The organism is Anaeropeptidivorans aminofermentans, from assembly GCF_940670685.1.
Taxonomy (GTDB): domain Bacteria; phylum Bacillota; class Clostridia; order Lachnospirales; family UBA5962; genus Anaeropeptidivorans; species Anaeropeptidivorans aminofermentans.
On record NZ_OW711693.1, the window covers coordinates 253,960 to 280,495 of the forward strand.

The 26,536-nt window shown below is 37.7% G+C and carries 19 protein-coding genes; 13 read left to right on the forward strand and 6 right to left on the reverse strand.

Annotated features, from left to right (window positions below; all coding sequences use genetic code 11):
• Positions 1 to 4 precede the first annotated feature (4 nt).
• On the reverse strand, positions 5 to 607 hold the full coding sequence (locus NBX03_RS00975; protein ID WP_250228914.1) for a YdcF family protein: 603 nt from the start codon (positions 605 to 607) through the stop codon (positions 5 to 7).
• 755 nt (positions 608 to 1,362) lie between these two features.
• On the opposite strand from NBX03_RS00975, the gene NBX03_RS00980 reads away from it, so the two are divergent.
• The 3 genes from NBX03_RS00980 (at position 1,363) to sdaAA (ending at position 4,076) form a co-directional block, all read left to right on the forward strand.
• Positions 1,363 to 2,439 (forward strand): undecaprenyldiphospho-muramoylpentapeptide beta-N-acetylglucosaminyltransferase, encoded by a 1,077-nt coding sequence (locus NBX03_RS00980; protein WP_250228915.1) that lies wholly within the window; start codon positions 1,363 to 1,365, stop codon positions 2,437 to 2,439.
• 69 nt (positions 2,440 to 2,508) lie between these two features.
• Positions 2,509 to 3,171 carry an L-serine ammonia-lyase, iron-sulfur-dependent subunit beta gene (gene sdaAB / locus NBX03_RS00985; protein WP_250228916.1) on the forward strand — a complete coding sequence of 221 codons (663 nt, stop codon included), beginning with the start codon at positions 2,509 to 2,511 and terminating at the stop codon, positions 3,169 to 3,171.
• A 14-nt stretch (positions 3,172 to 3,185) separates the two neighbouring features.
• Positions 3,186 to 4,076 carry an L-serine ammonia-lyase, iron-sulfur-dependent, subunit alpha gene (gene sdaAA, locus NBX03_RS00990; RefSeq protein ID WP_250228917.1) on the forward strand — a complete coding sequence of 297 codons (891 nt, stop codon included), beginning with the start codon at positions 3,186 to 3,188 and terminating at the stop codon, positions 4,074 to 4,076.
• Positions 4,077 to 5,902: 1,826 nt separating this feature from the next.
• Here sdaAA and NBX03_RS00995 read toward each other — a convergent pair.
• The 3 genes from NBX03_RS00995 to ytxC form a co-directional block, all read right to left on the reverse strand.
• Positions 5,903 to 6,103 carry a hypothetical protein gene (locus tag NBX03_RS00995; protein ID WP_250228918.1) on the reverse strand — a complete coding sequence of 67 codons (201 nt, stop codon included), beginning with the start codon at positions 6,101 to 6,103 and terminating at the stop codon, positions 5,903 to 5,905.
• Between the two features lie 654 nt (positions 6,104 to 6,757).
• Positions 6,758 to 8,737, reverse strand: coding sequence for a threonine--tRNA ligase (thrS, locus tag NBX03_RS01000; protein ID WP_250228919.1), 1,980 nt, complete (start codon positions 8,735 to 8,737; stop codon positions 6,758 to 6,760).
• Positions 8,738 to 9,227: 490 nt separating this feature from the next.
• Positions 9,228 to 9,614, reverse strand: coding sequence for a putative sporulation protein YtxC (gene ytxC / locus NBX03_RS01005; RefSeq protein WP_250228920.1), 387 nt, complete (start codon positions 9,612 to 9,614; stop codon positions 9,228 to 9,230).
• A gap of 1,307 nt (positions 9,615 to 10,921) precedes the next feature.
• Here ytxC and NBX03_RS01010 point away from each other — a divergent pair.
• The 6 genes from NBX03_RS01010 (at position 10,922) to NBX03_RS01035 (ending at position 19,357) form a co-directional block, all read left to right on the forward strand.
• Positions 10,922 to 12,340 carry an ABC transporter permease gene (locus tag NBX03_RS01010; protein WP_250228921.1) on the forward strand — a complete coding sequence of 473 codons (1,419 nt, stop codon included), beginning with the start codon at positions 10,922 to 10,924 and terminating at the stop codon, positions 12,338 to 12,340.
• A 14-nt stretch (positions 12,341 to 12,354) separates the two neighbouring features.
• Positions 12,355 to 13,866, forward strand: a complete 1,512-nt coding sequence (locus NBX03_RS01015) for an ABC transporter permease (RefSeq protein ID WP_250228922.1) — start codon at positions 12,355 to 12,357, stop codon at positions 13,864 to 13,866.
• Positions 13,867 to 14,137: 271 nt separating this feature from the next.
• Positions 14,138 to 15,100: an ABC transporter ATP-binding protein gene (locus tag NBX03_RS01020; RefSeq protein WP_250228923.1), complete on the forward strand. Its 963-nt coding sequence runs from the start codon at positions 14,138 to 14,140 to the stop codon at positions 15,098 to 15,100.
• Positions 15,101 to 15,110: 10 nt separating this feature from the next.
• Positions 15,111 to 16,088 (forward strand): ABC transporter ATP-binding protein, encoded by a 978-nt coding sequence (locus NBX03_RS01025; protein ID WP_250228924.1) that lies wholly within the window; start codon positions 15,111 to 15,113, stop codon positions 16,086 to 16,088.
• A gap of 252 nt (positions 16,089 to 16,340) precedes the next feature.
• Positions 16,341 to 18,188 (forward strand): ABC transporter substrate-binding protein, encoded by a 1,848-nt coding sequence (locus NBX03_RS01030; RefSeq protein ID WP_250228925.1) that lies wholly within the window; start codon positions 16,341 to 16,343, stop codon positions 18,186 to 18,188.
• 677 nt (positions 18,189 to 18,865) lie between these two features.
• Positions 18,866 to 19,357, forward strand: a complete 492-nt coding sequence (locus NBX03_RS01035) for an NUDIX domain-containing protein (RefSeq protein ID WP_250228926.1) — start codon at positions 18,866 to 18,868, stop codon at positions 19,355 to 19,357.
• 163 nt (positions 19,358 to 19,520) lie between these two features.
• On the opposite strand, the gene NBX03_RS01040 is transcribed toward NBX03_RS01035, so the two are convergent.
• Positions 19,521 to 20,771, reverse strand: a complete 1,251-nt coding sequence (locus NBX03_RS01040) for a M20/M25/M40 family metallo-hydrolase (protein WP_250228927.1) — start codon at positions 20,769 to 20,771, stop codon at positions 19,521 to 19,523.
• 679 nt (positions 20,772 to 21,450) lie between these two features.
• On the opposite strand from NBX03_RS01040, the gene NBX03_RS01045 reads away from it, so the two are divergent.
• Positions 21,451 to 21,774, forward strand: a complete 324-nt coding sequence (locus NBX03_RS01045) for a hypothetical protein (RefSeq protein ID WP_250228928.1) — start codon at positions 21,451 to 21,453, stop codon at positions 21,772 to 21,774.
• 504 nt (positions 21,775 to 22,278) lie between these two features.
• Here NBX03_RS01045 and NBX03_RS01050 read toward each other — a convergent pair.
• On the reverse strand, positions 22,279 to 23,088 hold the full coding sequence (locus NBX03_RS01050; protein ID WP_250228929.1) for a YihY/virulence factor BrkB family protein: 810 nt from the start codon (positions 23,086 to 23,088) through the stop codon (positions 22,279 to 22,281).
• Between the two features lie 744 nt (positions 23,089 to 23,832).
• On the opposite strand from NBX03_RS01050, the gene NBX03_RS01055 reads away from it, so the two are divergent.
• The 3 genes from NBX03_RS01055 (at position 23,833) to NBX03_RS01065 (ending at position 26,005) form a co-directional block, all read left to right on the forward strand.
• Positions 23,833 to 24,537 carry an MBL fold metallo-hydrolase gene (locus tag NBX03_RS01055; RefSeq protein ID WP_250228930.1) on the forward strand — a complete coding sequence of 235 codons (705 nt, stop codon included), beginning with the start codon at positions 23,833 to 23,835 and terminating at the stop codon, positions 24,535 to 24,537.
• On the forward strand, positions 24,534 to 24,908 hold the full coding sequence (locus tag NBX03_RS01060; protein ID WP_250230196.1) for a VOC family protein: 375 nt from the start codon (positions 24,534 to 24,536) through the stop codon (positions 24,906 to 24,908). Before NBX03_RS01055 ends, NBX03_RS01060 begins: the two co-directional genes overlap by 4 nt.
• Positions 24,909 to 25,723: 815 nt before the next feature.
• On the forward strand, positions 25,724 to 26,005 hold the full coding sequence (locus NBX03_RS01065; protein ID WP_250228931.1) for a PTS sugar transporter subunit IIB: 282 nt from the start codon (positions 25,724 to 25,726) through the stop codon (positions 26,003 to 26,005).
• The last annotated feature ends 531 nt before the right edge of the window (positions 26,006 to 26,536 follow it).

Here is a 26,536-nt window from a genome sequence, read left to right on the forward strand (position 1 = left end):
GATTTTAGTAAAGCAGATTATATTTTATTATGGAAAGCGGCTCCTTCAGATATGCCAGTAATTTTCTAAAGCTCATAGGCACCTCTGCCCCAGAGCCGGAAATGTTTTCATAAAATCGGCTTCCTATAAGCATGCTTCTATACATATGAAAATCATTTGTTACGATTATTATAGAATTTATATGATTTTCTTCAGAAATTTCACTGGAATATTTAAAATTTTCATAGGTGTTTGACGCCATAGGTTCGGTGATAACCGTATCCTCCGAAACACCTTTTTCAATAAGCCATTCCTTCATGGAATCGGCAACGGGCTTTTTATCCCAAGGCCCTTCGCCGCCGGTTACGATAATGTAGCTGCCGTAACCTTCCTCATAAAGCCTTAGGCCTTCTTCAAGCCTTAAAACCAGCCAATCACCGGGAATAGAGCCGTCCTCCAGAGAATGGCCCAAAACCATTATTGCATCACTTTTAGAAGGCGTAAAGCTATCTTCATCTTCCACTACATGAAAAAGCAAAGAGGATATATATAGTAATATTGTAAAGAATATAATAGGTATAACGGCATTTTTAAATGACCTTTTCGGGGAGTTTTTAAGCTTATCCAACCTTATGCCTCCATGTACAGTGAAACAAATTAATTACAGTAACAAAAACCATATATTTTATACTTAGTGAACCTGAAAACACTTACAGTGAAGCTAGGTGAATATTTCTTTATAAAAATAAGATTCTTTCATTTTTATTTATTATAAATGATTTAAATATAACATTTTTATATACTTAAGTCATTTATAAAATTAGGTTTTTGTTGCTATCTTAAAGTTGTTCCCTTTATATATTTTTTAATTATAGCATATATTTCATATGCCCTCAATATTAGGCAATATAGGAAAAAACAAAGGTTTCCTTGTTTTTCCTTCGTAAGAACTTTATAGCCTTTTAGTGCTCCTGATATACATTAAAATTCATTCAGAAAGCCAAGGAAAATAATCGCTGCTTTCTCTTGAAATTTTGCTTTTTCCACATATCCTAAGAGAGATTAACAGTCAATATGATCAAAGGAAGGTGGAGTAAGGGTCTATTTTTGTCATGTTTTTCAAATAATTGCACTAAAAATTTTTTTGAAAAATCTACAAGTTTTAACAGGGCTAAAACCTCTTTACTTTTAGATGATTTTACTGTTAAATAAGCTTATAATAAAGCTGTAAATATGAAACGAAGCACATATTGGGTATAGCTTTAAAATGCACATTTATATAAGTATTTAAACAAATATATTATAATTGCTCATTAGGACGTGTCTGAAAGTTCAAAATCCAGTTTATTTTCAGATACCGCCTAGGGACCGGAGGAAGATATATTGAAAAAGATTATATTAACCGGAGGCGGAACAGCAGGCCATGTTACGCCCAATATAGCACTAATCGACAAGCTTCAAAAAGAAGGATACGACATATACTATATAGGCTCTAAAACAGGGATGGAAAAGGATTTAATAGGTGCAAGGGGCATAAGATATTACGGCATCTCCTGCGGAAAGCTAAGGCGCTATATGGATATAAAAAATGTTACAGATGCGGTGAGGGTCGTAAAGGGTGTTTTTGAAGCCGTAAGCATTATTAAAAAAATATCCCCCCAGGTAATATTTTCAAAAGGCGGATTTGTCGCCGTTCCTGTGGCCGTTGCTGCTAAAATACTGAACATTCCGCTTATTATCCACGAATCCGATATTACCCCGGGCCTTGCAAACAAAATAGCCATTCCCTTTGCAAAGGCCGTATGTGCGTCCTTTCCTGAAACGCTTTCTTATGTTAAAAAGGAAAATGTTTTTCTTACCGGCACGCCCATAAGAAAAGAGCTTTTTAACGGAAGTAAGGAAAAGGGCTTTGCCCTTTGCGGCTTTACGGAAAAGAGACCCACGGTTTTAGTGATAGGCGGGAGCCAAGGCTCTATAAAAATAAACGCTGTTTTAAGGCAGGCACTTCCGGCTTTACTGAAAAGCTATAATATTATCCACATATGCGGCAGGGAAAATGTGGATAAAGCCCTTCTCAATACGGAAAATTATAAGCAGTTTGAATATTTGGGTCCGGAGCTTGCCCATATATACGCTCTTTCGGATATGGTTGTTTCAAGGGCAGGGGCCAACAGCATATATGAATTTCTTGCCCTTAAAAAGCCGAATCTGCTTATTCCACTTTCTAGAAACGCCAGCAGAGGGGACCAGATTTTAAACGCCGCTTCCTTTGAAAAGCAAAGCATAAGCAAGGTGCTCCCGGAAGAGGAGCTTAATGAAAACAGCTTGGTATTAAACATAATCGATCTTTATTCCAACAGGGACAGATATGTTGATGCCATGGCCGACAGCAATCTTTCCGACGGTGTAGCAGAAGTTGTAAAAATAATTAATAAGTTCAGTAAAAAATCAGAGAAATAAATAAAGTATAAAAGTTTCGGCGGCTTTGCCTGAAGTGAAAGCCAAACCGATCAACAAAGGAGGCTTAATATGAATATTTTTGACATTATAGGACCCGTTATGGTAGGACCCTCCAGTTCACATACGGCAGGGGCTGCCAGAATAGGGGCTATGGCTCGAAAAATACTGGGAGAAACCCCGAAAAAAGCAAGAATCCTATTTCATGGCTCCTTTGCAAACACCTATAAGGGCCACGGAAGCGACAAGGCCGTAATAGGGGGGCTTTTAGGCTTTGCTCCGGACGACATGCGTATTAGAGACAGTCTTAGCATTGCAGAAGAAGAGGGGCTGGATTTTAAATTTGAGACGATTAATCTTGACGATACCCATCCCAATACCATCGTGATTATTGCCGAAACAGAAAACGGAAAGCATATCAACATGCAGGGAGCCTCAGTAGGCGGCGGAAACATCATTATACAGAAGCTTGGCGGCATCGATGTTGATTTTAACGGAAATTTCGATACCCTCATCATAGAGCATACAGACGCACCGGGGGTCATCGCCCACGTTACAAATTATCTTGCCAGCAGAAGGATAAACATAGCCAATATGAAGGTTTTCCGCTCGTCTAAAGGCGGTCCTTCCATCATGATTATAGAAACCGACGGATACCTTCCCGGAGATATTTCTTCCGACATACAAAAGATTGACAGAATTACAGGTTCCACGGCAATAGCTAAAATTTCTTAAGAGGAGGGTCGTATATGGACATATATTTTGACAGCATGGCTAAAATAGTAAGCGAAGCTGAAAAAAGAGGCGTAACAATATCTCAAATCACCATAAGCCAGACGGCCAAAGATACGGAGCGCACCGAAGAAGAGGTCTTTGAAGCAATGCGCCTTAACTTTGAGGTGATGAAACAGTCTGTATCCAATGGATTAAAGCCCGGCAAATCCATAAGCGGTCTTACCGGGGATATGGCGTATACCTATAAAACCTATACGGAAACTAAAAAAAGCTTAAGTTGTGAGCTTCCGGCTATTGCGCTTGCAAATGCCCTTGCGGTTTCCGAAGAAAATGCCTCTATGGGGCGTATCGTATCCTGCCCTACGGCGGGAAGCTGCGGAATTCTTCCCGGCTGTATGACCGCATTGCAAAAAAGATATAATTTAAGCGATGACGATATTGTAAAAGGGCTTTTTAACGCCTCTGCCTTAGGCATGGTAATTGCTAAAAATGCAAGTATCTCTGGAGCAGAGGGCGGCTGCCAGGCAGAATGCGGCTCTGCTGCCGCCATGGCGGCATCGGCAATCGTTGAAATTATGGGCGGAACTCCCCAAATGTGTGCCGACGCCGCAGCCCAAGCCCTGAAAAGCATCATGGGCCTTGTATGCGACCCTGTGGCAGGCCTTGTGGAAGAGCCCTGCGTCATCAGAAACGCAACCTGTACAACCCTTGCCATAACCTGTGCAGACTTAACCTTATCAGGCATTAAAAGCATCATACCTCTTGACGAGGTCATCATAGCCATGGATAGGGTAGGCAATATGCTTCCATATCAGCTTAGGGAAACAGCCTTAGGCGGCATTGCTGATTCCCCTACGGCAAGAAGGATTGAAAAAGAGCTTTTTGAAAAGGCTGAAAGCAATTAAAGTAAATTTATCATGAAGAAGCAGCAAAAGCCTATTCCCTTAAGGCTCAAAAACACGGATTTCCTTCGGAAACGGTACATTTTTGAGCCTTCGGGAATATACGGCTTTGCTGCTGCTTAACTTTAAATTTACTATAATTAAAATCAGCATATAACATATGGCTAACGAAAAAAGGCCCCTTCCTGAATGAAGGGGCCTTTGATTTTTTGCTTTACGGGGCGATGGGAGCGGATTTTTTGATAGGCATTGGCCTTGTATAGTAAATTCACTTAACAAGTACAAGTGAATTTACTATAAACACTAAGGAAAACTTATTGAATTTCAAAACAAAAAGACAGTTTGAAAATTAAATAAGTATAAGCACCGCCCCTCACGCTTAGTATATAGTAAAATAGGTTAATTACAGCAACAAAAATCATATATCTTATATTTAGTGAACCTGAAAACACTTGTAGTGAAGCTGTAAAAGTGTTTTCAGGTGAACATCTTCTTATAGTCAACAAAGATCTTCTCATCTTTGTTGACTATGAATGGCTTAAATAAGTGTTTCTATTATATTAAGCCGTTTATGAAAATAGGTTTTTGTTACTACCTTAAGGCTATTTCACTACAATAGAAAATTGGGGAAAGGATGTGTGTTGCAAAATACTGCTGGGCAAATGCTCATAGGGTGTTTGCAGACGATGAAGCTAAATTTTACTGCTTTCAGCTAAGATACATTGTTGCTAGGCTTGCAAACATAATTGGATGCTAAGGCGTATTTGAAAAATCAAATCCCTAGCCTATCTTGCTATAAAGCGCGGCCACTTTGTTGAAAACCTTCAAGAGGTACTGTAAACTTCTGATGCTTTGTATCAAAATTTTGCGCTCAACATTTTTGCATCACTCAAAAATGTAAAGGCATGTTATCTCTGGGGTTTTCTTCTGGAATCAGCACTTTTTTGCAAACACTGCCTAATTATTTTATAATGAAAAATGGTCCGATACAAAAACAGAAAATGCCTTTTATTATAAGGAGGTTAATATATTTATTCATCTCAGGCTTACAGCAATATTATTTGCGTTAACTACGGACATATATGTGCAGCTTTAATATTATTTAAAACCTTTGGCATCTAAACATCTGAGGAGCATTTTATGAAATATAGGCCCCAACCTGCGGGTAACATATTATAAGGAGACGCTTCTTTAAAAAATTCATAAGTTATTGTCTATACGCTGATTAGGTTTAGGGCTTGATGGATTTATTGCATCCTATACTTATTTAACTTTAAAATATCTCTTATCTTAAAGTTAAATAATGCATTTCATATGTTTTCCCTAAATTAACTTGTGTATTTTTAAGTTAATTTATTATAAACGTTGATTTTACTCATACATTCTCCTGCAAGAAATGTATTCATGAAGCGGAAAGGATTTTATAGCCCAGAAAATATATAGTATAAAAGTTCATAGGTTCATAAAAGCCGGAAATAGTATTCGGCAATTAACTTTGGCGGTATTGTAAATAAATTTGAAAAAGACTCCTTGTCAATTTAATTTTACTTTATTTTATAATATCCAGAGCTGCTTTTGTATAATTGGAATAAAAATAAATTGACTATATATCAGAAGAACTTAAATACATTTCCCATGGAAATAAATTATAGTCTTTTTTATTCTTTTGATACGGTTCTCTTAAACATAGAACCTGATATATTTATTCAAAACTTTAAGAAGATTATTATGTAGTATTTCTTTTATTGTTATAGATTGCATTTATGATAAAAAGGTAAAGCAGATTGCAAAGTAAATATATGGATTATGGATTTATTTTGTTCGTTAAATTAATATCTCGCTACAAAGCTTCTTACAACCGTGCGGAAATTCTTGTCGTCGCGGTATCTTTGATTAAATTCCAATACCTTGCTCTTAATATAGGATGACGGCCTTTCGTTTAAATAAATAAGCACCGTATCCCTGAATACCCGGTCTTTGCAACGGGCCTGCTCGTCGAGGACTCTTATTCTTTCCGCTTCTTCATTCATATAGCCCACTCCCTTCAATTGATTGTATAAGTGGAGGCCTGTTGACCGTAAAGGGGAACTTATCTAAAAATGGCCTAAGCCATAGCGGGCCGATTTTTAAGTTCATGAATATAGATGAAGCACCACTCCTTTGGAATAGTTCTATAGGGTCACCCTAGGCCACATGCTCCATGAATATATTTTGCAAGCAAAACGTATTCATAAACAAACTATTCTTTCGCCATAGTTTGCTTACACTACATACTATGCTTAATATATGAAAGTGAACTATTAATTATATACTTTTCAATCTATTACAGCAATTTGCTGTAATACCCATGGGCTTAATTAAATAAGAGCAAGAAGTGAAATATAGATTTATTTTATAAATTTTAAAAGGATACTTCCTAAGGTCAAACCTTTTGTATTAATAAAAAAGGAGCCGTATGGCTCCTTAAGTTTTTAAGAAAATTTTAAAAAAAGTAGAAGGGTCTGAAAAACAAAGAGTTATCCAACTTTTATCCCCAGGCAGAGCTTAGCTCTGCCGAAGGAAATCGGTGACAGCAATGCCAACAATTTAAAGTAAGCTTTAAATTGCTGATACATTGCAGCCGATTCATTCTTATCAGATAAAATCTCACAAAAGCGGCTTTATTCACTTTTGTGAAGTTTTAATTATCTCAATTTCATAGCACTTGGTAAGGCCGCCGATAAATCCTTATCTTCTATTTCCTTAACAAGTCTCGGGATAAGGTCTTTGAGGCTGATGCTTCCTTCGTCGTCCTTTGCTCTGCTTCTTACGGAAACGGTGTTATCCTGCTGTTCTTTTTCGCCTACGACAAGGATATAAGGCGTACGCTCGTTCCTTGCTTCTCTGATTTTATAGCCGATTTTTTCCGCTCTGAAATCGCCTTCTACACGGATATTGTTCTTCTTAAGCTCTGATATTACATAGTCTGCATAGTCGTTATACTTATCGCTTATGGGAAGAACTGCTACCTGTACCGGTGAAAGCCAAAGGGGGAAGGAACCGGCATATTTTTCAATAAGCATTGCCATGGTTCTTTCATAACAGCCGATGGAAGTTCTATGGATAATAAGGGGGTGTACCTTATTTCCGTCTTTATCCACATAAGTCATGCCAAATCTTTCGGCAAGGGTAAAGTCTATTTGGATTGTTATGATGGTATCTTCTTTGCCGTGGACATTTTTGAAAAGAATATCCAGCTTAGGGCCGTAGAAGGCGGCGTCTCCCGGGGCTTCCTTATAGGAAATGCCCATTTCTTTAAGAAGGCTTCTCATATAGTCCTGAGTTGCGTTCCAGTCTTCTTCTGCGCCTACGTATTTGTCTTTATTCTCCGGATCCCAGAGAGAAAGCTGGAAGGTAACATCTTCAAGGATTCCAAGAACCTCCATAAGATAGCGGTTAAGCTCGAATACGCCTTTAAATTCCTCGCCGATTTGGTCTCTTGTGCAAACAAGATGGCCTTCTGAAATCGTAAACTGCCTTACACGAATCAAACCGTGCATTTCGCCCGAGGACTCGTTTCTAAAAAGCGTTGAAGTCTCGGCGTAGCGGATGGGAAGGTCTCTGTAGGAATGCTGTTCTGCATTATAGCATGTAAACTGGAATGGGCAGGTCATGGGGCGAAGGGCAAAAACCTCGCTGTCGTTTTCTTCGTCTCCAAGGATAAACATTCCGTCTTTATAATGGTCCCAATGGCCGGAAATTTTATATAAATCCGATTTAGCCATATAAGGGGTTTTTGTTATAACATAGCCTCTTCTTTCTTCTTCATCTTCAACAAAGCGCTGGAGAAGCTGGAATACCTTAGCGCCTTTCGGCATAAGCAGGGGAAGGCCCTGGCCGATAGGCTCGGAAGTCGTAAATAATTTAAGCTCACGGCCAATTTTATTATGGTCTCTCTTTTTGGCTTCTTCCCGCCTTATTCTGTATTCCTCAAGGTCGGAAGCCTTCGTAAAGGCCGTTCCGTAAATGCGGCTAAGCATTTTATTTTTCTCGTTGCCTCTCCAATAAGCCCCTGAGGAGCCGCTTTCTTTATTGAGGCCGATGGCTTTTACATATTTTGTGCTCATAAGGTGGGGGCCTGCACAAAGGTCGGTAAAATCACCCTGCTTGTAGAAGGATAAAACTGCGTCCTCAGGCAAGTCTCTGATTAATTCTACCTTATAAGGCTCCTGAAGCTTTTCGTAATATTCAATAGCTTCCTGCCTTGGCAGAGTAAAGCTTTCTATAGGCAAATCTTCTTTCACTATTTTTTTCATTTCCGCTTCTATTTTTTCGAGTTCCTCGGGAGTAAAGGGTTTTTCCCTGTCAAAATCGTAGTAGAAGCCTTCGTCTGTTGCAGGGCCGATGGCAAGCTTCACATCGGGATAAAGTCTTTTTACGGCTTGGGCAAGAATATGAGCGGCCGTATGGCGAAATGCCCACCGGCCTCCCTCATCGTCAAAGGTAAGGATGGACAGATGGCAGTCTGTATTTATTTCCTGCCTTAAGTCGGAAAGCTTTCCGTCTATCAATGCCGCACAGGCATTTCTTGCAAGGCCTTCCGAGATGGACTTTGCTATTTCAAGCACGGTTGTGCCGTTTTCAAACTCCTTTACGATATCTCCTTTTAAAACAACTTTTACCATGTAGATTCTCCTTTCTTCAGCCGAAATTATCGGCCATATTTTATTCGCGTAAATATAAAACAGACAAAAAGCGCCTTAAGGCAATCAGGCAAAAAAGGGTATAAAAAAAGCCCTCCCCTTATCGAAAGATAAGGGACGAGAGCATATGCTTACCCGCGGTTCCACCCTAATAGTAAAAAAACCACTCATAGACGAATAATCGCCAAGATTATAACGGAATCAACGTGCTTTATTAGAGCCGCTTAAAGGTGGTCTTCAAATGTGCTTAACTCAACCGCTTCCAGCCAAGGCGGTTTTCTCTGGAGAGTATTGGGCAAATTCTACTGTCCTTGTCAACGCTTTATAAATATTTATATAAATATGATTATATCAGCTATATAGTATTAGTCAATACTTATTTTCATAAAATAAAATCAGTAAATTTATTGCATAGTACTGTATATTGATTACATTTTCAACCTATTATTACCGGCAAGAACTGTAATTATTCTCAATTTAGAAACTTCCTTATGGCAGAATAAAGAACAAGATCTACAAGGTGGACATATTCCTTAAGCCTGAAATTAATATAGCCCTCCATGTTAATATAATTATTTTCTATAAAATAGTCGAAAATGTCCTTTTCGATATCCTTTCTGAAGGGAAGAAAAACCCTTGTTTTAATATTTTGCTTTAAGGCGTCACTGGATTTTGTTACGGGATTCTGAGAAAGAATGGCATCTTCAAGAAGCTCCGGAAGAAGCCGTATTATTCCGTAAAAATCATCAAATTCCATATAGGTAAAATCCGCGCCTGTTTCTAAATCGGAGGGAGTAAGTTCATATCGCTTAAAGAAGCTATTTAAAATATCCATGTGTTTTTCAGTATATATTTTCAAAAGCATAAGCCACCTTCTTAAATTTATAAGCTTAATATAGTATATGATGTTGAAGCGGCTAACTTACATTGTCTATACTTATTAAACTTGAAAACTGTTTTTTGGCTTTTAAGTTTAATAAGTTTATTAAAACTCTATAGGAAATATGCTTGGTCTTTTTTCAAGTTTATTTCCTATATGTATTTAATGGCCTGAGGATTTTTATAAAAAATTCAGACAATGTATAAAAATAAATAAAATAGTTTCAGCCCTATTTTAATTCATGTTATTTTGTTGATTTCTTCAAATCTAACAATAGCTTTTGCATTTAAATAAATAAAAATACCGTTTTTATATTAAAATTGTCTATATTAGATAAAAAAAAGATGGAAAAACCTGCAAAATAAATGTATTTTATTAAGGTATTTACAACTATTTGCAGGAATAAGCAACTGTATTGACACCTATGAATAAATATGTTATTTTTAAAAAAGCTAACAGAAATTGTGAACTAATTTTAATGCAAATACTTAAATTAATGGAAATTTATATAAATATTTTACATGGTATTTTATTTTTTTATAAGATTTTTATAAAATAAGCATATTTGCAGATGGATTAGAAGTTTCTGCTGTTTATAATAATCAGAACAATAGTAAATTTACTTGAAAATATTTTAATTATATTTCAAGGAGCTAAATATAAATAAAACATACCACAGACGGATGTTTTATTTTTCTGCTTTTGATTAGAAGAATATATAATATTCGGCTAATCTTATATGAATAAAGCAGTAATTTTAGAAATTGCAGATTTCAATTTTTATGCAGAAATTAAAGTAAAAAGGATTGCAAGGGCCTTAGTATTTCACTTTTGTGAAATACGGTATTTTATGTTCAAAAGCCTGTTATTGCGCCTTATACATTTAATTTTCCGAATATACGAATATAGTTTGCTTCTAAAAATTAGAACAATTGATAGGGATACTGTTTCATATTTAATCAAGCACAACATTAAGGACTTGTCCTACACCTGATTTTTATAAGGATTGGGCATGCCTTAAAATACTGAAAAATAGCCGGCTATGATAATTTTATCTTGGCAGGATAATAAATATTACGGTTTATAATCTGATTTTATTTAAAAGATTACGAAATCACGTATATTTTTAAATAAAATGAGATATTGCCGGAATACTTTAAGGTCAAAAGCATATTTTAATTTCAAAACATTGATTTATATTTTGACCATTTTGCCGAAAGCAGTTTTAGCAGGAGCTATTTTTCGGGCTTTAATGTTTTTGTTTAAAAACTACAGGGGGGGTTTATTTGACATCTTTAATTAATTTCTTGAAGGTTAATTTAACCAAGATGCACCGCTATCCCGGGTACAGGTATTTATCTTTTATTCTTGGTTTGCCGGTAAATTTAATCGCTTATTTTATTTACCGAAAAGACAAAGTAGAAAATTCCTATACCAAGGCAAAAGAGAAAAAGAAGAAGGAACTTCTTTCAGGAAGTGCCGCAGAGGACCTAAAAAAAGAGGTTGAGGCGCAGCTTCGTAAGAAGATTGAATTCCTTAACAAAAAGCAAGACGATGCAAGTTTCAAAAAAGACCTTGAGAGAATTTATAACGAGCGCTTTAATGAGCTTTTAGAAGCGGAGTTCAAAAAGGATGCGTCTAATAATTCTCTGAAAGAAATTACCTTTATGGGTACTTATGGAAGGCTTATGGACCATACAGGCTTTTTCCTTTTATCCGTTTTACTGGCATGGCCCATGTATATTCTGGCTTTGATTTATTCAAATGCCTACATTAAGTACATAGCCGAAAGAATCTTTATGATGATTTTCGTTATTTTCGGTGTTACATTTCTGGTATTTACCATACTGTATCTGTCGCCTCTGGATGCGGCTCTGAATATTTTAGGCCCTATGGCGACCCCGGAACAGGTAAGCTCCTTTAATGCTACTTATGGCCTTGATAAGCCTTATTTCTTCCAGCTTCTGGATACGTTTAAAGGCCTTATGACCCTTAATTTAGGGAAATCCTATGTTGGAAACGAGGATGTATTGTTTGCAATTATGAGGAAATTCCCTATTACATTAAAGCTTACCTTTGCCTCCTTACTTCTTGCGGTTACTATAGCGGTTCCTGCCGGTATCGTTTCTGCCGTTAAGCCGTATTCGGCTTATGACTATATTTTTATGCTGCTTGCTTTAATCGGCCTCTCCATCCCGACTTTCTGGATGGGACTGATTCTTATTTTGAATTTTTCCATAAAGGGAAATATGCTTCCTGCGACCTTTGATGTGAACAATTGGAAGTCCATGATTATGCCCAGCATTGTTTTAGGAACCTCCCTTGCGGCGACGGTTGCACGAATGACCCGGTCGTCGATGCTTGAGGTTATAAAACAGGACTATATCGTTACTGCAAAGGCGAAGGGCTTAAGCAAATCAAAAGTTATTATCCGCCATGCTTTGGCAAACGCCATGATTCCTATCGTTACGGTTATCGGTCTTCAGTTCGGCGGTATGCTGGGCGGCTCTGCCGTTACGGAAAAGGTGTTTAACGTGAACGGTATCGGAAGCTATATCGTTGATAAGCAGTTTGTTCCCGATGTTCCTGTGGTTCTGGCGGGGGTTGTGTATGTTGCAATCATCATAAGCTTCATAAACCTCATTGTAGACGTGCTTTATGCATTTTTAGACCCCAGAATCAAGTCTAAACTGAAAAGCTATTAGGGAAGGGGATTGCTGTGGATAAAAAAGAGCAATTTTTAAAAAGACAGAGAGCAAGGCGGCTGAATAAATTTTTTGAATATAACGTTACGAACTTTGCGTGGGTTGCAAGCCTTGTCATTGCTTTTGTGGTGTTTTTCTACGCTTATGACTTTGAAGCAGGCTTTAGCCTTACAGGGCCTATGTATTTTGCCCTTTTATATCTTGCTGCAGGATTGTTTAATTTCCTTGCGGCTTTAAGAATAAGAAGCGACGTTATGAATAAGAGCAATATCTCAAAGTCTACAAGACTTATGGGTATTGTATCTATCTTGTTTCTTATGACGGGCAATCTTTTTTCCGCCGTTGCCGGCTTTAATCTCATAAAAGAAGAAAAGCCCTTGGAATATACCCTTGGATTTTATGCGATTATCAATACATTTTTCATTATTTTGGTTTCAGCACTTAATTTGTTTAAAGAGTATGTTGCAAACAGCTTTTTTACAGGCATGTATCTTCTTTTAGGCATCTCTTTGTTTTACGTTGTGCTTATTATTATGATAAGCAAGTTTACCATAAGAAACGGAAAGTATAAAAGGCTTTTAATCCCCGGCATATTGGCCATTCTTACAGGGGCCACGGGAAATGTATTTGCCGTAATATTAGGCTTTGTAGTTATTGGAAGAATCAAAAATTTAAACGAAAACAAGGCGGTTGAATGGATTGACATTATGCGCCGTATATTCAGAAACTATATGTCTATTCTGGGCTTATTTTTCGTATCCTTCCTTCTTTCTCTTTCCATATGTTCTTATCTTACGTTTGATTATTCCATAGCCATAGACAATAACTATGGAACAATCCTTCTTCAGCCCTCTTTAATGTTTCCCTTCGGAACAGATGAGTTCGGAAGATGCGTATTTACAAGAATTGTTTTCGGTGCAAGAATTTCTCTTGTAATCGGTATTATATCTACGGTGGTGCCTATTATCATAGGCGGTATTTTAGGGGCTATTGCAGGCCATTACGGAAGCAGGCCCGATAATATCATCATGCGTACTTTGGATATTCTTTACGCTGTACCCAGTATCCTTCTTGCCATCGCCATCGTTGCGGCCTTCGGCGCCAATACCATGAACCTTATTTTGGCTTTGAGTATCGGAATGATACCGATTTATGCAAGAACCATGCGGGCTCAGGTTATGATTGTGACTTCAAGCGAGTTTGTTGAAGCGGCAAGAGCCTGCGGCAGAAGAGAATGGCAGATTCTTTTAAAGCATATTATCCCTAATTCCATGGCGCCGATTATTGTAAGGGCGACTCTTTCCATCGGAAGCGCCGTGCTTTCAACAGCCAGCTTAAGTTACCTTGGCCTTGGAGTTGAACCTCATATTCCTGAATGGGGCAGCGTATTAAGGGGAGGAAGCAATTTCCTTGAGACGAATTCCTACCTTGCTATTTATCCGGGTATTGCCATAGTGCTTATTGTTCTTGCATTTAACTACTTGGGTGACGGCGTTAGAGACGCGCTCGACCCGAAGCTTAAGTAGAGGGTATAGTAACTTGCAAAAAGAAAAAGTAGACTTACTACCGCCCAAAGAAAAACTTATTAAACTTAAAAACCAAAGGACAGTATTTAAGTTTGGTAATTATAGTAAGAATACTTGAAACCGAGAAAGCTGCATTTTCAATACTGAAAATTACAGTGAATTTGATATGAAATAATGCTGTTGTCAATTTATGTTTATTTTATTTAAAGTAATATATCTATTGGGGAATAAAAGTAAGTTGACTGCATGCGCTTTATTGAGAGGTGACCATATGGAAAACAAATCAGAGAAGCTTCTTGAAATAAAAAATCTTCATGTCCACTACATAACCGACGATGAGGACGTTAAGGCTGTAAACGGCATAGACTTAACCCTTTCCTACGGTGAAAGCATGGGCCTTGTAGGAGAAACCGGGGCAGGAAAAACCACCACATGCCTTTCCATCATGCAGCTTGTTCCCGACCCGCCGGGAATCATCGTGGACGGAGAAATTAATTTCAAGGGCCAAAACATGATATATAATACGGAAAAGCAGAACGAAGCCATCAGAGGAAACGGCATATCCATGATATTTCAGGACCCTATGACGGCCCTTAACCCCATTATGACCGTGGGGCAGCAGCTTACGGAGGTTGTGCTTAACCATAATAAGAAAATGAAAAAATCCGAGGCTGAAAAGAAAGTAATGGAAATGCTTGAAATCGTCGGGGTTAAAAGGGACCGTTTTAACGATTATCCCCACCAGTTTTCCGGCGGCATGAAGCAGAGGGTTGTCATCACCATGGCCCTTTTATGTAATCCAGAGCTTTTGATTGCCGACGAGCCGACAACGGCCCTTGACGTTACCATACAGGCTCAGGTGCTTGAGATTATTAAAAAGCTGAAGGAAGACTTCAATACGTCTTTGCTTCTTGTTACCCATGATTTGGGAGTCGTTGCGGAAACCTGCGACAGAGTATCCATCATGTATGCCGGCGAAATCGTAGAATCCGGCACGGTAGAAGAAGTGTTCACCGATACGAAGCATCCTTACACTAAGGGACTTTTTGAGTCCATACCGAAGCTTGACGAGGACAGCGAAAGGCTCATACCCATAGAGGGGCTTATCCCGAACCCGGCAGATTTGCCTAAGGGCTGCTGCTTCCACCCAAGATGCAAATACAAAAGGCCTGAATGTGAAATAGAGAAACCCCCTGTAAAGGGCGTAGGCCATACCTATAAATGTATACTGTAAGGAGGCCTGTATGACTAAATTGTTGGAAGTGAAAAACTTAAATAAATATTTCAAGGTTGCGGCAGGTCAGCTTCATGCGGTGGACGATGTCAGCTTTTCTATTAATAAAGGGGAAACCCTGGGTATTGTTGGAGAATCCGGCTGCGGAAAATCTACTTTAGGAAGAGTTGTTTTAAGGCTTCATGAGCCTACAAGCGGCAGAGTTTTATTTAACGATATGGACATCACTTCATTTTCAGATGATGAAATGATTCAGATGCGTAAATATATGCAGATTATATTTCAGGATCCCTATGCATCTCTAAACCCAAGGCTTACCATAAGCCAAAGTATAGAGGAGCCTTTGAAGGTATTTAATATTTATAAAACAGAGGCTGAAAGAAAAAAACGCATTGAAGAGCTTATGGACCTTGTAGGTCTTTCCATGAGAACCTATAATTCCTATCCTCATGAATTTGACGGAGGAAGAAGGCAGAGGGTTGTTATCGCAAGAGCGCTTTCCGTAAATCCCCAGTTTATCGTATGTGATGAGCCTGTTTCCGCCCTTGACGTTTCTGTTCAGGCGCAGATACTGAATTTGATGATGGATTTGCAGAAGGAACTGAACCTTACTTACATATTCATATCCCATGACTTATCCGTTGTGAAGCATATTTCTGATAATGTAGGGGTTATGTATTTAGGGAAAATGGTGGAGCTTGCAGATAAGAAGGAGATATTCAAAAACCCTGCCCACCCTTATACAACGGCTCTTTTATCGGCCATCCCTTCTGTAAACGTGCTTGACAGAAAGGAAAAGATTATACTGAAAGGTGAAATCACCTCACCTATCAATCCAAAGCCCGGCTGCCGTTTTGCCCCGAGATGCCCTTTTGCTAAAGAGGTATGTATGGAAAAAGATCCGCAATTAAGGGAGATTAACCCCAACCATTTCGTAGCATGTGCAAGATATGAGGAAATAAAGGGCCTTCCCTTTAGATACAGCTAAAAGCCTTTGCAGGCTTCAGCATAGATATAGACTTAAGAATAGCTGGAGTATATTTGCAAATTTTAAGAACTCATATAGGAATTTGAAAAAGACTCCAGAAGGAAAGCATGTTTTGAAAAGGGTACCCTGAATTTCGTATAAAATAAAAATCTTCATATTTTTATTGAAGAAATTGCCTTTTAAACGGATGAAGAACGGTTTGATATTTCAAAATATGCTGCAGGCTAAATTTATAAAAATGGAGGTAGATTTATGAAGAAAGCAATTGCGCTTGTAATGTCGTTGGTTTTTGCAATGAGTTTAGCGGCATGTTCAGGAAACGTAAAAACGAAAGATGAAGTTAAAGGCACAGATACACCTGCCCAGACTGAGCAGAAGCAGGATACAGCTCAGCAGCCAGCCGGCGCTAAGCCCAAAATTACCCTTCTTAGCATGTCCTCAAACGAAAAGGCAGCCAATATCGTAAGGGACCAGCTTACAAAGAACGGCTTTGACGTTACTGTAAACCTTCAGCCGGACTACAGCAGCTACAAATCCCTTATCGATAGCCACAGCTATGATGTAGCCTTAAGCAGCTGGACAACAGTTACAGGGAACCCAGATTATGCTGTACGCTCTCTCTTTAAAACAGGCGGAGACTACAACAATAATCCTGTCGAAGACCCGAAGGTTGACGAGTATATCGAAAAGGCCGCCAGTGAAACACCTGATAAGTATGTGGAAACCTATAAGGAATTCGAGCAGTATCTTGTAGGCGAAAAGGCTTATATCGCTCCTTTATACAGCTCCATAAAAACTCAGGCCGTAAATAAAGAGATTCTTAAAGCAGACTCTGTTGCCCTTTCAAAATCAAGAAGCCAGATTTGGGAAAAAATTGACTTCGTTGATGAATCCAAAAGAGAAACAGAGCCTATGATTACCAGCCAGGCCATCAGCGAGCTTACATCTTTAGACCCTATAAAAGGAAATGACGGCTCTATCAATATCATCAATACAAATATGTATGTAAGGCTTGTAAATCTTACAAACGACGATCAGGTTGTGTCTGACGGCTCTTTAAGCTATGAGCACGCCATAAAAGACAACAATCAGGATTTCTACTTTGTTCTCAGAGACGACATCAACTTCTCTAAAGTAGAAGACTTCAAGGCCGTTGATTCAGGTGTAAGAGTAGGCGGAGAAGACGTTGTATTTGCTCTTGACAGAGCAAAGAATAAAGACAGCGTTCCTAACCACAGAACATACAGCCTCCATGAAAGCATGGATACCATTACTATCGTAACAGATTTGGCAGAGCTTGAATCTTCCAAATCAGCATCAGGCAAATCCGTTAAAGAAACTTTAGAAACCAAAACACCTTCTGCCATTACATCTCTTACAGCAGATAAAACAGCAGTGGATAACGCAGCAGGCGTGTATCAGGTAGTAAAAGTTACAACAAAGAACCCATTCCCACAGGTACTCAACTATCTTGCTCACCAGTCCGCAGGTATCGTATCAAAGGATCAGGTTGAAGCGATAAATACTTATGACGTTGCTACCTATGACGTACAAAAAGACGTAGCATACGGCGATCAGGCAGCAATAACAGAAGGTGCCACCTACAACAATACATTAATGTGCTCAGGCCCTTATATTGCGACATTAAAGAACGACTATCAGGTAACATTCCAGAAGAACCCTGCTTACATGAAGGGTACCGAATGGGAGCCTAAAATTACAAATTACACAATGAAGTTCATCAAGGACCCCGACAGCGCCCTTTCAGCTTTAAGAAGCGGTGAAATCTATATGCTTTACAGCGTTCCCGAAGCAAAATTTGACCTTGTTACAAATGATCCTAAGCTTGTGCTTCAAGAAATGCCAAGTAATGCCGTTTTCTACATGAACTTCAACCAGAAAGGCCAGATGGCAAGCGAAAACCTTCGTAAAGCAGTTGTTTACTCCATTAATCAGGATGAGCTTATATCTGTTTTCTTAGGAAGAGCTTATAAGACATATTCAACCCTTTCAACAATGGTTCAGACAGGAAATGAGCTTGTTGCAGATTCTGCAAAGGTTCAGGAAGCTTTAGCAGCCTGGGCAGCAGAAGCGAAATAAATGAAATATTAAACCGGAACGGGGCAAACGCTTTCATGGGTTTGCCCCGTCGTCAAAATAAAACTTTGGCGATACACTGTAAGAAGATTTACAAAGTTCCCCTGGGAACTTTATAAATCTTTGTAGTTTGACGGAAATTTAGTATTAAACAGTGACAAAACCGTATATTCACGGAAGTTCAAAATGTACCGTTTCCCAAGGAAATCCGTATTTTTGAGTCTCTAATGAATAGGTTTTTGTTACTGCTTTATAAGAAAGTTACTGTAATGGAAATGAATTGGTGCGGTTTAAAAATCCGGCCATAAAGCATAACACTTTTGTGTTATGCTCAGGTTTTTGCAAAGCAAAGATACTTTCCCATCAAATTAATTAAAGTCTGCGATGCTAATCCGTATTTTTTATGTATTTGTCGTGGAACAGGAAGGCTTAAGCCTTCCTGTTTTTTATATATAATGGTATACTTTAATGAACATAATAAATTTATTCTATAGTAAATTTCACAGAAGGACGCAATAAAAGTCTATTTTGCCTAAAGGATGCGACTTCTTCGTCGCCTCCCTTTTTTGCAAACAATACATTTTCAGCTGTAAAATAATAAATAAACTTTAGTTTATTTATTATTCTTGTTGGTTTTTCTATTTACAAACAACGCCTAATAGAAGTATAAGGAGGAGCATATGGGTATCAGAAATGCGGCAAAAGCCATTATCATTGACGGGGAAAGCATACTTTTAAATAAAAATGAAAATTCCGCAGACAGGGAATTTTTAGGGCTTAAGAAAGGAGATATTTATTATGATTTGCCGGGCGGAGGCCAAAATCAATATGAGACTCTGATAGAAGCCGTAAAAAGAGAATGCCTTGAAGAAACCGGCTATACCGTATCTGTGGAAAAGCTTGCCGCTATATATGAAGAAATATTCCTGGACGAAGGCTTCAGGGCCGAATATCCCGAATATGCTCATAAAATTTATTTTATCTTCTTATGCCGTAAAGCAGAAGAACCTATACAGGAGCCTACGGAAAAGGATTTGGATATGCTTGATTCGGAATGGGTAAAAATAGACAGCATAAAGGATATGAAATTACATCCCAAAGTCCTCAGAGAAAATATAGATTCCATATTAAATACGGATAAAACCCTATACCTTGGCTCTGAATATATATAAAAGAAAACCCCCGCCGGAATTAGGACGGGGGTTCTTATTAATATAAAAAGCACGAACCTAGAAAACAGGCATGCGGTTCAATGATACCCTGTGAATTTAAAGAGTACCTGTTGGGATTGATGTAAATAAATCCATATTTACAAAGCAACTCTATAGCTTCTTTTTATAAGTTTAATATAGATTCGGTTTTTCCTTCGATTCCGCCGAGCATTAACGCAAGCAGGAAAGTAAGCTGTACAAGCTCATGGGAATTTTCAGTAGGGAAGAATTCTTCGAGAGAATGCACCTTATTGTCTGTAGTGCCAAGGCCTACACATACGGCAGGGATTCCTGCGCCGATGGGATTATTGGCATTGGTAGAGCCGCCCTGGTTGAAAATAGGCTCATGGCCGAGATAATGCTTCATGATTGCATAGGTGCTTTCAACGATAGGAGCGTGTTTATCCTGGTCTCCCGCGGGAACGTCTACATATACGTTATAGTCGAAGGTGATGGTATCCTTACCCCAGCGTTTTGTTTCTTCGTCACATGCTTCCTGAAGGGCCTGCATGATTTTATCGTTCAGCTTGTTTAATTCTTCCATAGAGTTTGAGCGGAAGTTGAATTTAATGGTTGCCTTCTGAACGATTGCATGGATTCCGGCGTCGTTTCCGGCGTGGAAATTGGATACGCAGAAGGTGGTTCTCGGATCCTCGGGAACTTCGATGTCTGCTATTTTAGCAACGGCTCTTGCAGCAGCGTGGAGAGGATTTGCCATTGTTCCGAAAGCGCCGTAGGCATGCCCGCCGATGCCGTAGAAATTAGCTTCACAGGTTCTCATGCCGGTAGCCTGATATGTAATTGCGGTGGCTTCAAAGCCATCTATATTGATGCTTGCTTCAATATCCTGATTTGCCTGTAAAAGCTTTTTAACGCCTGAAAGACCGCCAAGGCCTTCTTCTTCAACGGAGCCTGCAAAAAGGAAATCGCCCTTCAGTTTAAGGCCTGAATGGTTCAAAGCCCTTATAACTGAAAGATTTACAGCAAGACCTCTTGTATCGTCACATATTCCGGGGGCATATACTATGCCGTTTTCAATTCTGACATCTTTTACGGAACCGAAAGGGAAAACCGTGTCAAGATGGGCTTCAACAAGAACTTTAGGGCCGCCGCCGGTTCCCTTTTTCTCGCCGATGGTATTGCCAAACTGGTCTAAATGGACATTTTCAAGGCCAAGCTCTTCAAAATATTTGGCGTAAGCCTTTGCCCTTTCTTCCTCATGGAAGGTAGGAGCCTCTATCTTAACAAGGTCTATCTGGTTCTGCAGGGTGTTCTCGGAATCCTCTTTTATGAATTCCAAGGTTTTTTGTACCTCGTCGAGAGACAGTATTTTGTCGAGAAGCTCTTGAGTCTTTGGTGAAACCGCATAGCTCATATGAATACCTCCTTAAATAGTATTGTACTGAATCAAGTTTTAAAAAGCTTCAAAAAGCATAGGCTTTAAGAAGAATTGCTATAGTAAATTTAAGGTTAAACAGTAACAAAACTCTGTATTTGCCGTGGCTCAAAAATGTAGCGTTATCTGCGGAAGTTTATGTTTTTGAGTCTATGGTGGATAGGCTTTGTTCCTTCTTTATAAGAAATCTACTATATACTTAACAGTATAAAGAATATGGCATTTAAAGGCAAGAGCATATCATGGAGAATAAAAAGATTAGCTAATGCTAACAAAAAACGCCTGTATTTTTATGCAAATATTTACCTATAAAACAGGGAAGATTAAATTTAGAACATTTATCCTTTAAAAGCCATATATTGAAGTAATTATAATTTAAAGTTAAATGGGAACAAAACCGCATATTCATTTGACTCAAGAATGTACCGTTTTCTGCGGAAATCCGCATTTTTATATCTACAGGGAATAGGCTTTGGCTACTTCTTCATAATAAATTTACGATATAAAGGAATTTCACTATGTTTTCTGCGAAAGCACGTATTCTTGCGTTTTAGCAAATCGGTTTTGTTGCTTCTTTATGAGAAATTTGTGATACCTCTGAAAATGATATAGTAAATTTACCCATTGGCCGCCGGTCTCTATGGATAGGGGGATATATATGTTTTATTACGGTGAAGATATCAATGTGACTTTTGAGGATATGCTCAGGGAATTCCTTCTCAGAAAGAGAAGAGAAGAAAATAAAGATATGGATTATGCACAAGCAGCAGAAGAAATCAATTTACTGCTGAATTCTCCCGAAATGGAAATTTTCTGTTTTGATGAATACGCAGATATAATATTCAACGAAATTACATGTTTTATAGGTCCGGCTGTGGATAAGGTGTTGGAGGGAATGAGGCCTTTAGATGAATTTTCTCTTGAAAGAGAGAAAAAATCCATAATGAAAAAGGTATTGGAAGAAATCATAAGGAATTTATAAAAGGCTGCGGATAACCCGCAGCCTTTTATATTAAATTTCTCATAAAAAAGCAATAAAACCAATTCACTATAGATTCAAAAACACAAGTTTTTGCAGGAAAGGATACATTTTTGAGCCTATAGCCAATTTCGAATTAAACAGTAATAAAAAATCGTATATTTTAATGCTTAGTGAACCTGAAAACACTTACAGGGAAACTGTTAAAGTGTTTTCAGGCGAACGTCCCCTCATAGCCAACAAAGATATTTTAATCTTTGTTGGCTATAAATGGCTTAAACATATTAGAATCCCTATGTTTAAGCCGTTTATGAAAAATAGATTTTTATTGCTTCCTTCTGTGAAATTTACTATAAGTGAAGATATAGCTTTGTTATACTTGAATAATACAAAATAGGTAGCATAGCCAATTTGCTTTTTCCTTATTTTATGCTCTTTAAAACAAGATACTTACAGCGGAATAAAAGCAAATGACTATACGATTTAACTTTAAATTTATTATATATGCTACTTAACTTCGAGCATTGCATTGATTTCGCTTCCCAGAAGGAGAACGGTAGATATGATATTAAGCCATACCATAAGCAGGATAATCCCTGCAAGGCTTCCGTAAACTGCCGAATATCTTGAAAAATTGCTTACATACATATTAAAGCCGCCGCTTGCAATGAGCCAAAGGATGACCGTGAAAAGGCCGCCGGGCAGAAGGCTTTTAAAAGAAGTCTTTTTTGAAAGGGCAAGCTTATTAATCAGCATGACGCCGGAAAGCATAAATAAGATGGTTACAAAGTATCCCATAAAGCTGAAAATATATTTAAAGGCTTCCGACTCAGGAAGGTATTTCGTTAAAAGCACATATATATGATTATTAAATACAAGCATAACCATAGAAAGGGCTATGAGAAGCGCAAATAGAAGCACAAGAATCATGCTTACAGCCCTTTGCTTAAGGAAAAAACGGCTGTCCTTAATGCCGTAAGCCTTATGAATCCCTCTCATTACGGAATTAAAGCCGGAGGAGGCGCTGAACAAAGTAAATATTAAGGAAGTCGACAAAAGGCTGGGTCTTTTAACCGCGAGGACTTCCTTTACGAATACAGAAAATATTTCCGCAAGCTCCGCAGGAAGACCCTGATACAATTTGTTCATGAAAAGGCTTGTATCAAGTTCCATATATCCTATTAAGGTAAGAAGAAATATGATAAAAGGAAACAAGGCAAGGATAATTTTATAAGTAAGTTCATTAGCGGCAGGAATAAGCTCATCTTCCTGAACCTCTTTTATGAGGGTAGCCAGGAATAAAATAATATTTTTCATACAATCATCACCAACCACCGAATAGTAAATTTAAGATAAAACAATAGTAAAGATATATATTCACACAGATTCAAAAATGTGTTTTATAAAAAATATCATAAATCGTATTTTATAAATTGCCTTTATTTGATTTTATATATTGAAAGCTTTATTATCTATTGCTGCATGAAGGCAATTCCACGATGTTTCCGAAGGAAATCCATTTTTTGAGTCTTTAGTGAATCGGCTTTTGTTATTTCTTTGTGAAAAACTTACTATAGTATACCATAAATATAATTTTCATAAAAGCAGGGATTCATACATAGAAACCTTTAAGAATGCATATATTGTGAACAATTCAGAGGTTCTGCATTTCTATTATTTGTTAAAAAGGCTTATAAGCTTAACCTTTTCAATTTTTTAAATTCGCCAAGTATAAACCATGAAGCGCCTTCTTAAAACAAATTTATTTTGTTTTTAAATCCAACACGAATGTCTTTTGTTGAATTATTTCCTTATAATAAGTATAATTATTCTATAGTAAAGTAATTCAGATTCTATATTTATAGCAAAGCTATAGTTTTTCCTGTTTCAAATAATTTATCAAGATTATTTTACTAAGTATTTTTTTAGCTCTGTTATTTACTGCATACAGTCAATTTGTTTTATTCTGTTTTGGATATTGAGCTTTCAACAGCTTAAAATAAAGTGAAAACAAATTGACAATGGGATTACTTCAGCTTAATTTAGAATAAGGAGGCGTTTATGAAGATTACTTATATATTTAACAGCGGATTTCTTTTGGAATTTAAGGATTTTGATGTTTTAATTGATTTTTATATTGATACGGAAGATGGGCTCATCACAAAAGAAATAATAAGAAGAGAAAAGCCTTTATATGTATTTGTCTCTCACAGCCATGGGGATCATTTTAATGAAGCTGTTCTTGACTTTAAAAATAAGCGTCCTTTTGTGAAATATATATTTTCATCGGATATAAAAGATGAAATAGATTTTGACGCCGTATATCTTGAAAAAGGCGACGAATTTGGAGACGAAAACATCCATGTAAGGGCCTTCGGCTCTACAGATGAGGGAATAAGCTTCTATATTGAAGCAGAAGATAAAAAGATATTTCATGCCGGAGACCTTAATAACTGGCATTGGGAGGAGGAATGTGACAAAGAGGAAAGCCTGGGCTATGAAAGCGCCTTTGAAGAAGAGCTTTCCTATATCTGCGAAAGGATTCAGGAACTGGATGTATTGTTCTTTCCCGTTGATCCGCGGCTTGGGGCGGATTATATGAGGGGCGCCGTTCAAATCCTTGAAAAAATAACTGCAAAGCTCTTTATTCCCATGCATTTCAGAGAAAATTATGAAAGGGCAAGTGCCTTTGAAGCTATTGCCGAAAAAAACAAGTGTAAGTTCTTTACGATTCAGAAGAAAGGGGATTTTATAATATGGAAATGAAATGCAGATTTGACCATTATAATTTTAACGTATTTAACCTTGAAAAAAGCATGGAATTTTATGAAAAAGCCTTGGGCCTTAAGGAAGTGCGCCGAAAGGAAGCAGAAGACGGTTCTTTCGTCATCGTTTATCTGGGAGATTCCGAAACGGATTTTACTTTGGAGCTTACATGGCTTAGAGACTGGAACAGGCCTTACAGTATGGGCGATAACGAGGTTCATCTTTGCGTAAGGGTTCCCGGGGATTATGACGAGGTAAGGCGCTATCATCGGAATATGGGCTGGATATGCTATGAAAATCACAATATGGGGCTTTATTTCATAAGTGACCCTGATAACCATTGGATAGAAATCCTGCCGCTTAAAAAATAAAGCCTTTTTCAGCGGAGAAGCGGCGTATTAATAGAAAAGCTGCTTACAAAAAATAAAATCAGGCTTTATGAAAAAGCTGATTTTTAAGAGTATGCCTTTATCTTTCGGCAGTGCCTCTTTTAAAAACAGGAAGCATCGGAGAAAGCTATAGAAATAAAATAATCGGAAAACATTAAAAATACGGGCCTTGCAGTTATCAAACTTAAAAACAGGTTTGGTAACTGTAAGAGAGCGTTCATCTAAAAAAGTTTTACAAGTTCATTTTATATATCATTATCTGCCCTTGTGTTTGAATTATGATGAAACAACATCATTGTCAGTTTACTTTATTTTGAGCCTTCTGCAGTTAAATAACTTATGGAGGAATAAAAGCAAATTGACTATAGGCTGCCATACTCCGCCAAGAAATTGAAAGGGATCAGTAAGCTTGGCAGGAATCTTTTTCTCCTTAGGCAGATAGAGAATAATGAAAGGCCCGTAAAACTTTTTATAACTCTTACCCCGGAAAGCCCTGAGGGCCATTTAGTAGTCCTCTCGGAACCTGCAGAAATACTTTCAGATGAAACTATTATAAATAAAGATAAAAAAGAGCATCTTTATTTATGATGGATTTAAGGAAAACATATGAGATTTGAAAATGAAATAGCAATTTTTAAGTTTCATAGAGATAGCCGTCATAAGATTTTGGAAGGAAAGAGTGCTTCTGAAATAATAAAAGCTATTAAACTTACGCCGTAAAAAGCGCTATATTGCCTTATGAGTATAAGAGCAATATAGATTCCTAATTTTCCATTACCCTATAAGGAGGAAATCATATGAAAATATTGGCAGTTTGCGGAACGGGGCTTGGAAGCAGCTTCATGGTTGAAATGAATATTAAAAGCGTTTTAAAAGAGCTTAATGCAGAAGGTATAGAGGTGGAACACAGCGACCTGGGAGCAGCGGTTCCCGGAGCGGCGGACTTTTTTATAGCCGGAAGGGATATCGCCATGGGCATGAAGCATCTTGATAATGTGATAGAACTGAACAATCTCCTTGATAAAAAGGAGCTTAAGGAAAAAATAGAAAAAGCATTGCAGGAAAAAGGGATGCTGTAAATAAATTTATTAAAGCAGTGTATGCGTATAGTAAAATAGATTTTTGCTGCTGCCTTACGGCTATTTCACTATAAAAGATATTTTTGTGAAATATTTCGTAAACATATGAAATATAATATATAGGATAAAATTTTAATGAGAGAAGTCGGCTTCCCGGCTTTTTTCTCATATACATATTTTCTTGGGTCCTAAAATTATGCTAAAGAAAATTCTAAAAAACACCATAAATCTACGAATCTAAACATTCCTTCTTTAAAATTCTGAATAAACAAAAGATATAAGCAAAAAGCAAATAAAGTAAAATAGCTTTAAGGTAGTAACAAAAGCCTATTTTTCATAAACGGCTTAATATAACAGAAACGCTTATATTAAGCCATTCAAAATATACGGTTTTTGTTACTGGAATCAAATTATTTTACTATAAAAGCCGCAGGAAAAGTAATCTTAGTTCAAAATATGCCTTTTTAAAAGAAAGACCTGTTTTGTACTAGGGAATAACCTTGGGGCTATAGTGCTATTGCTTTCATATTT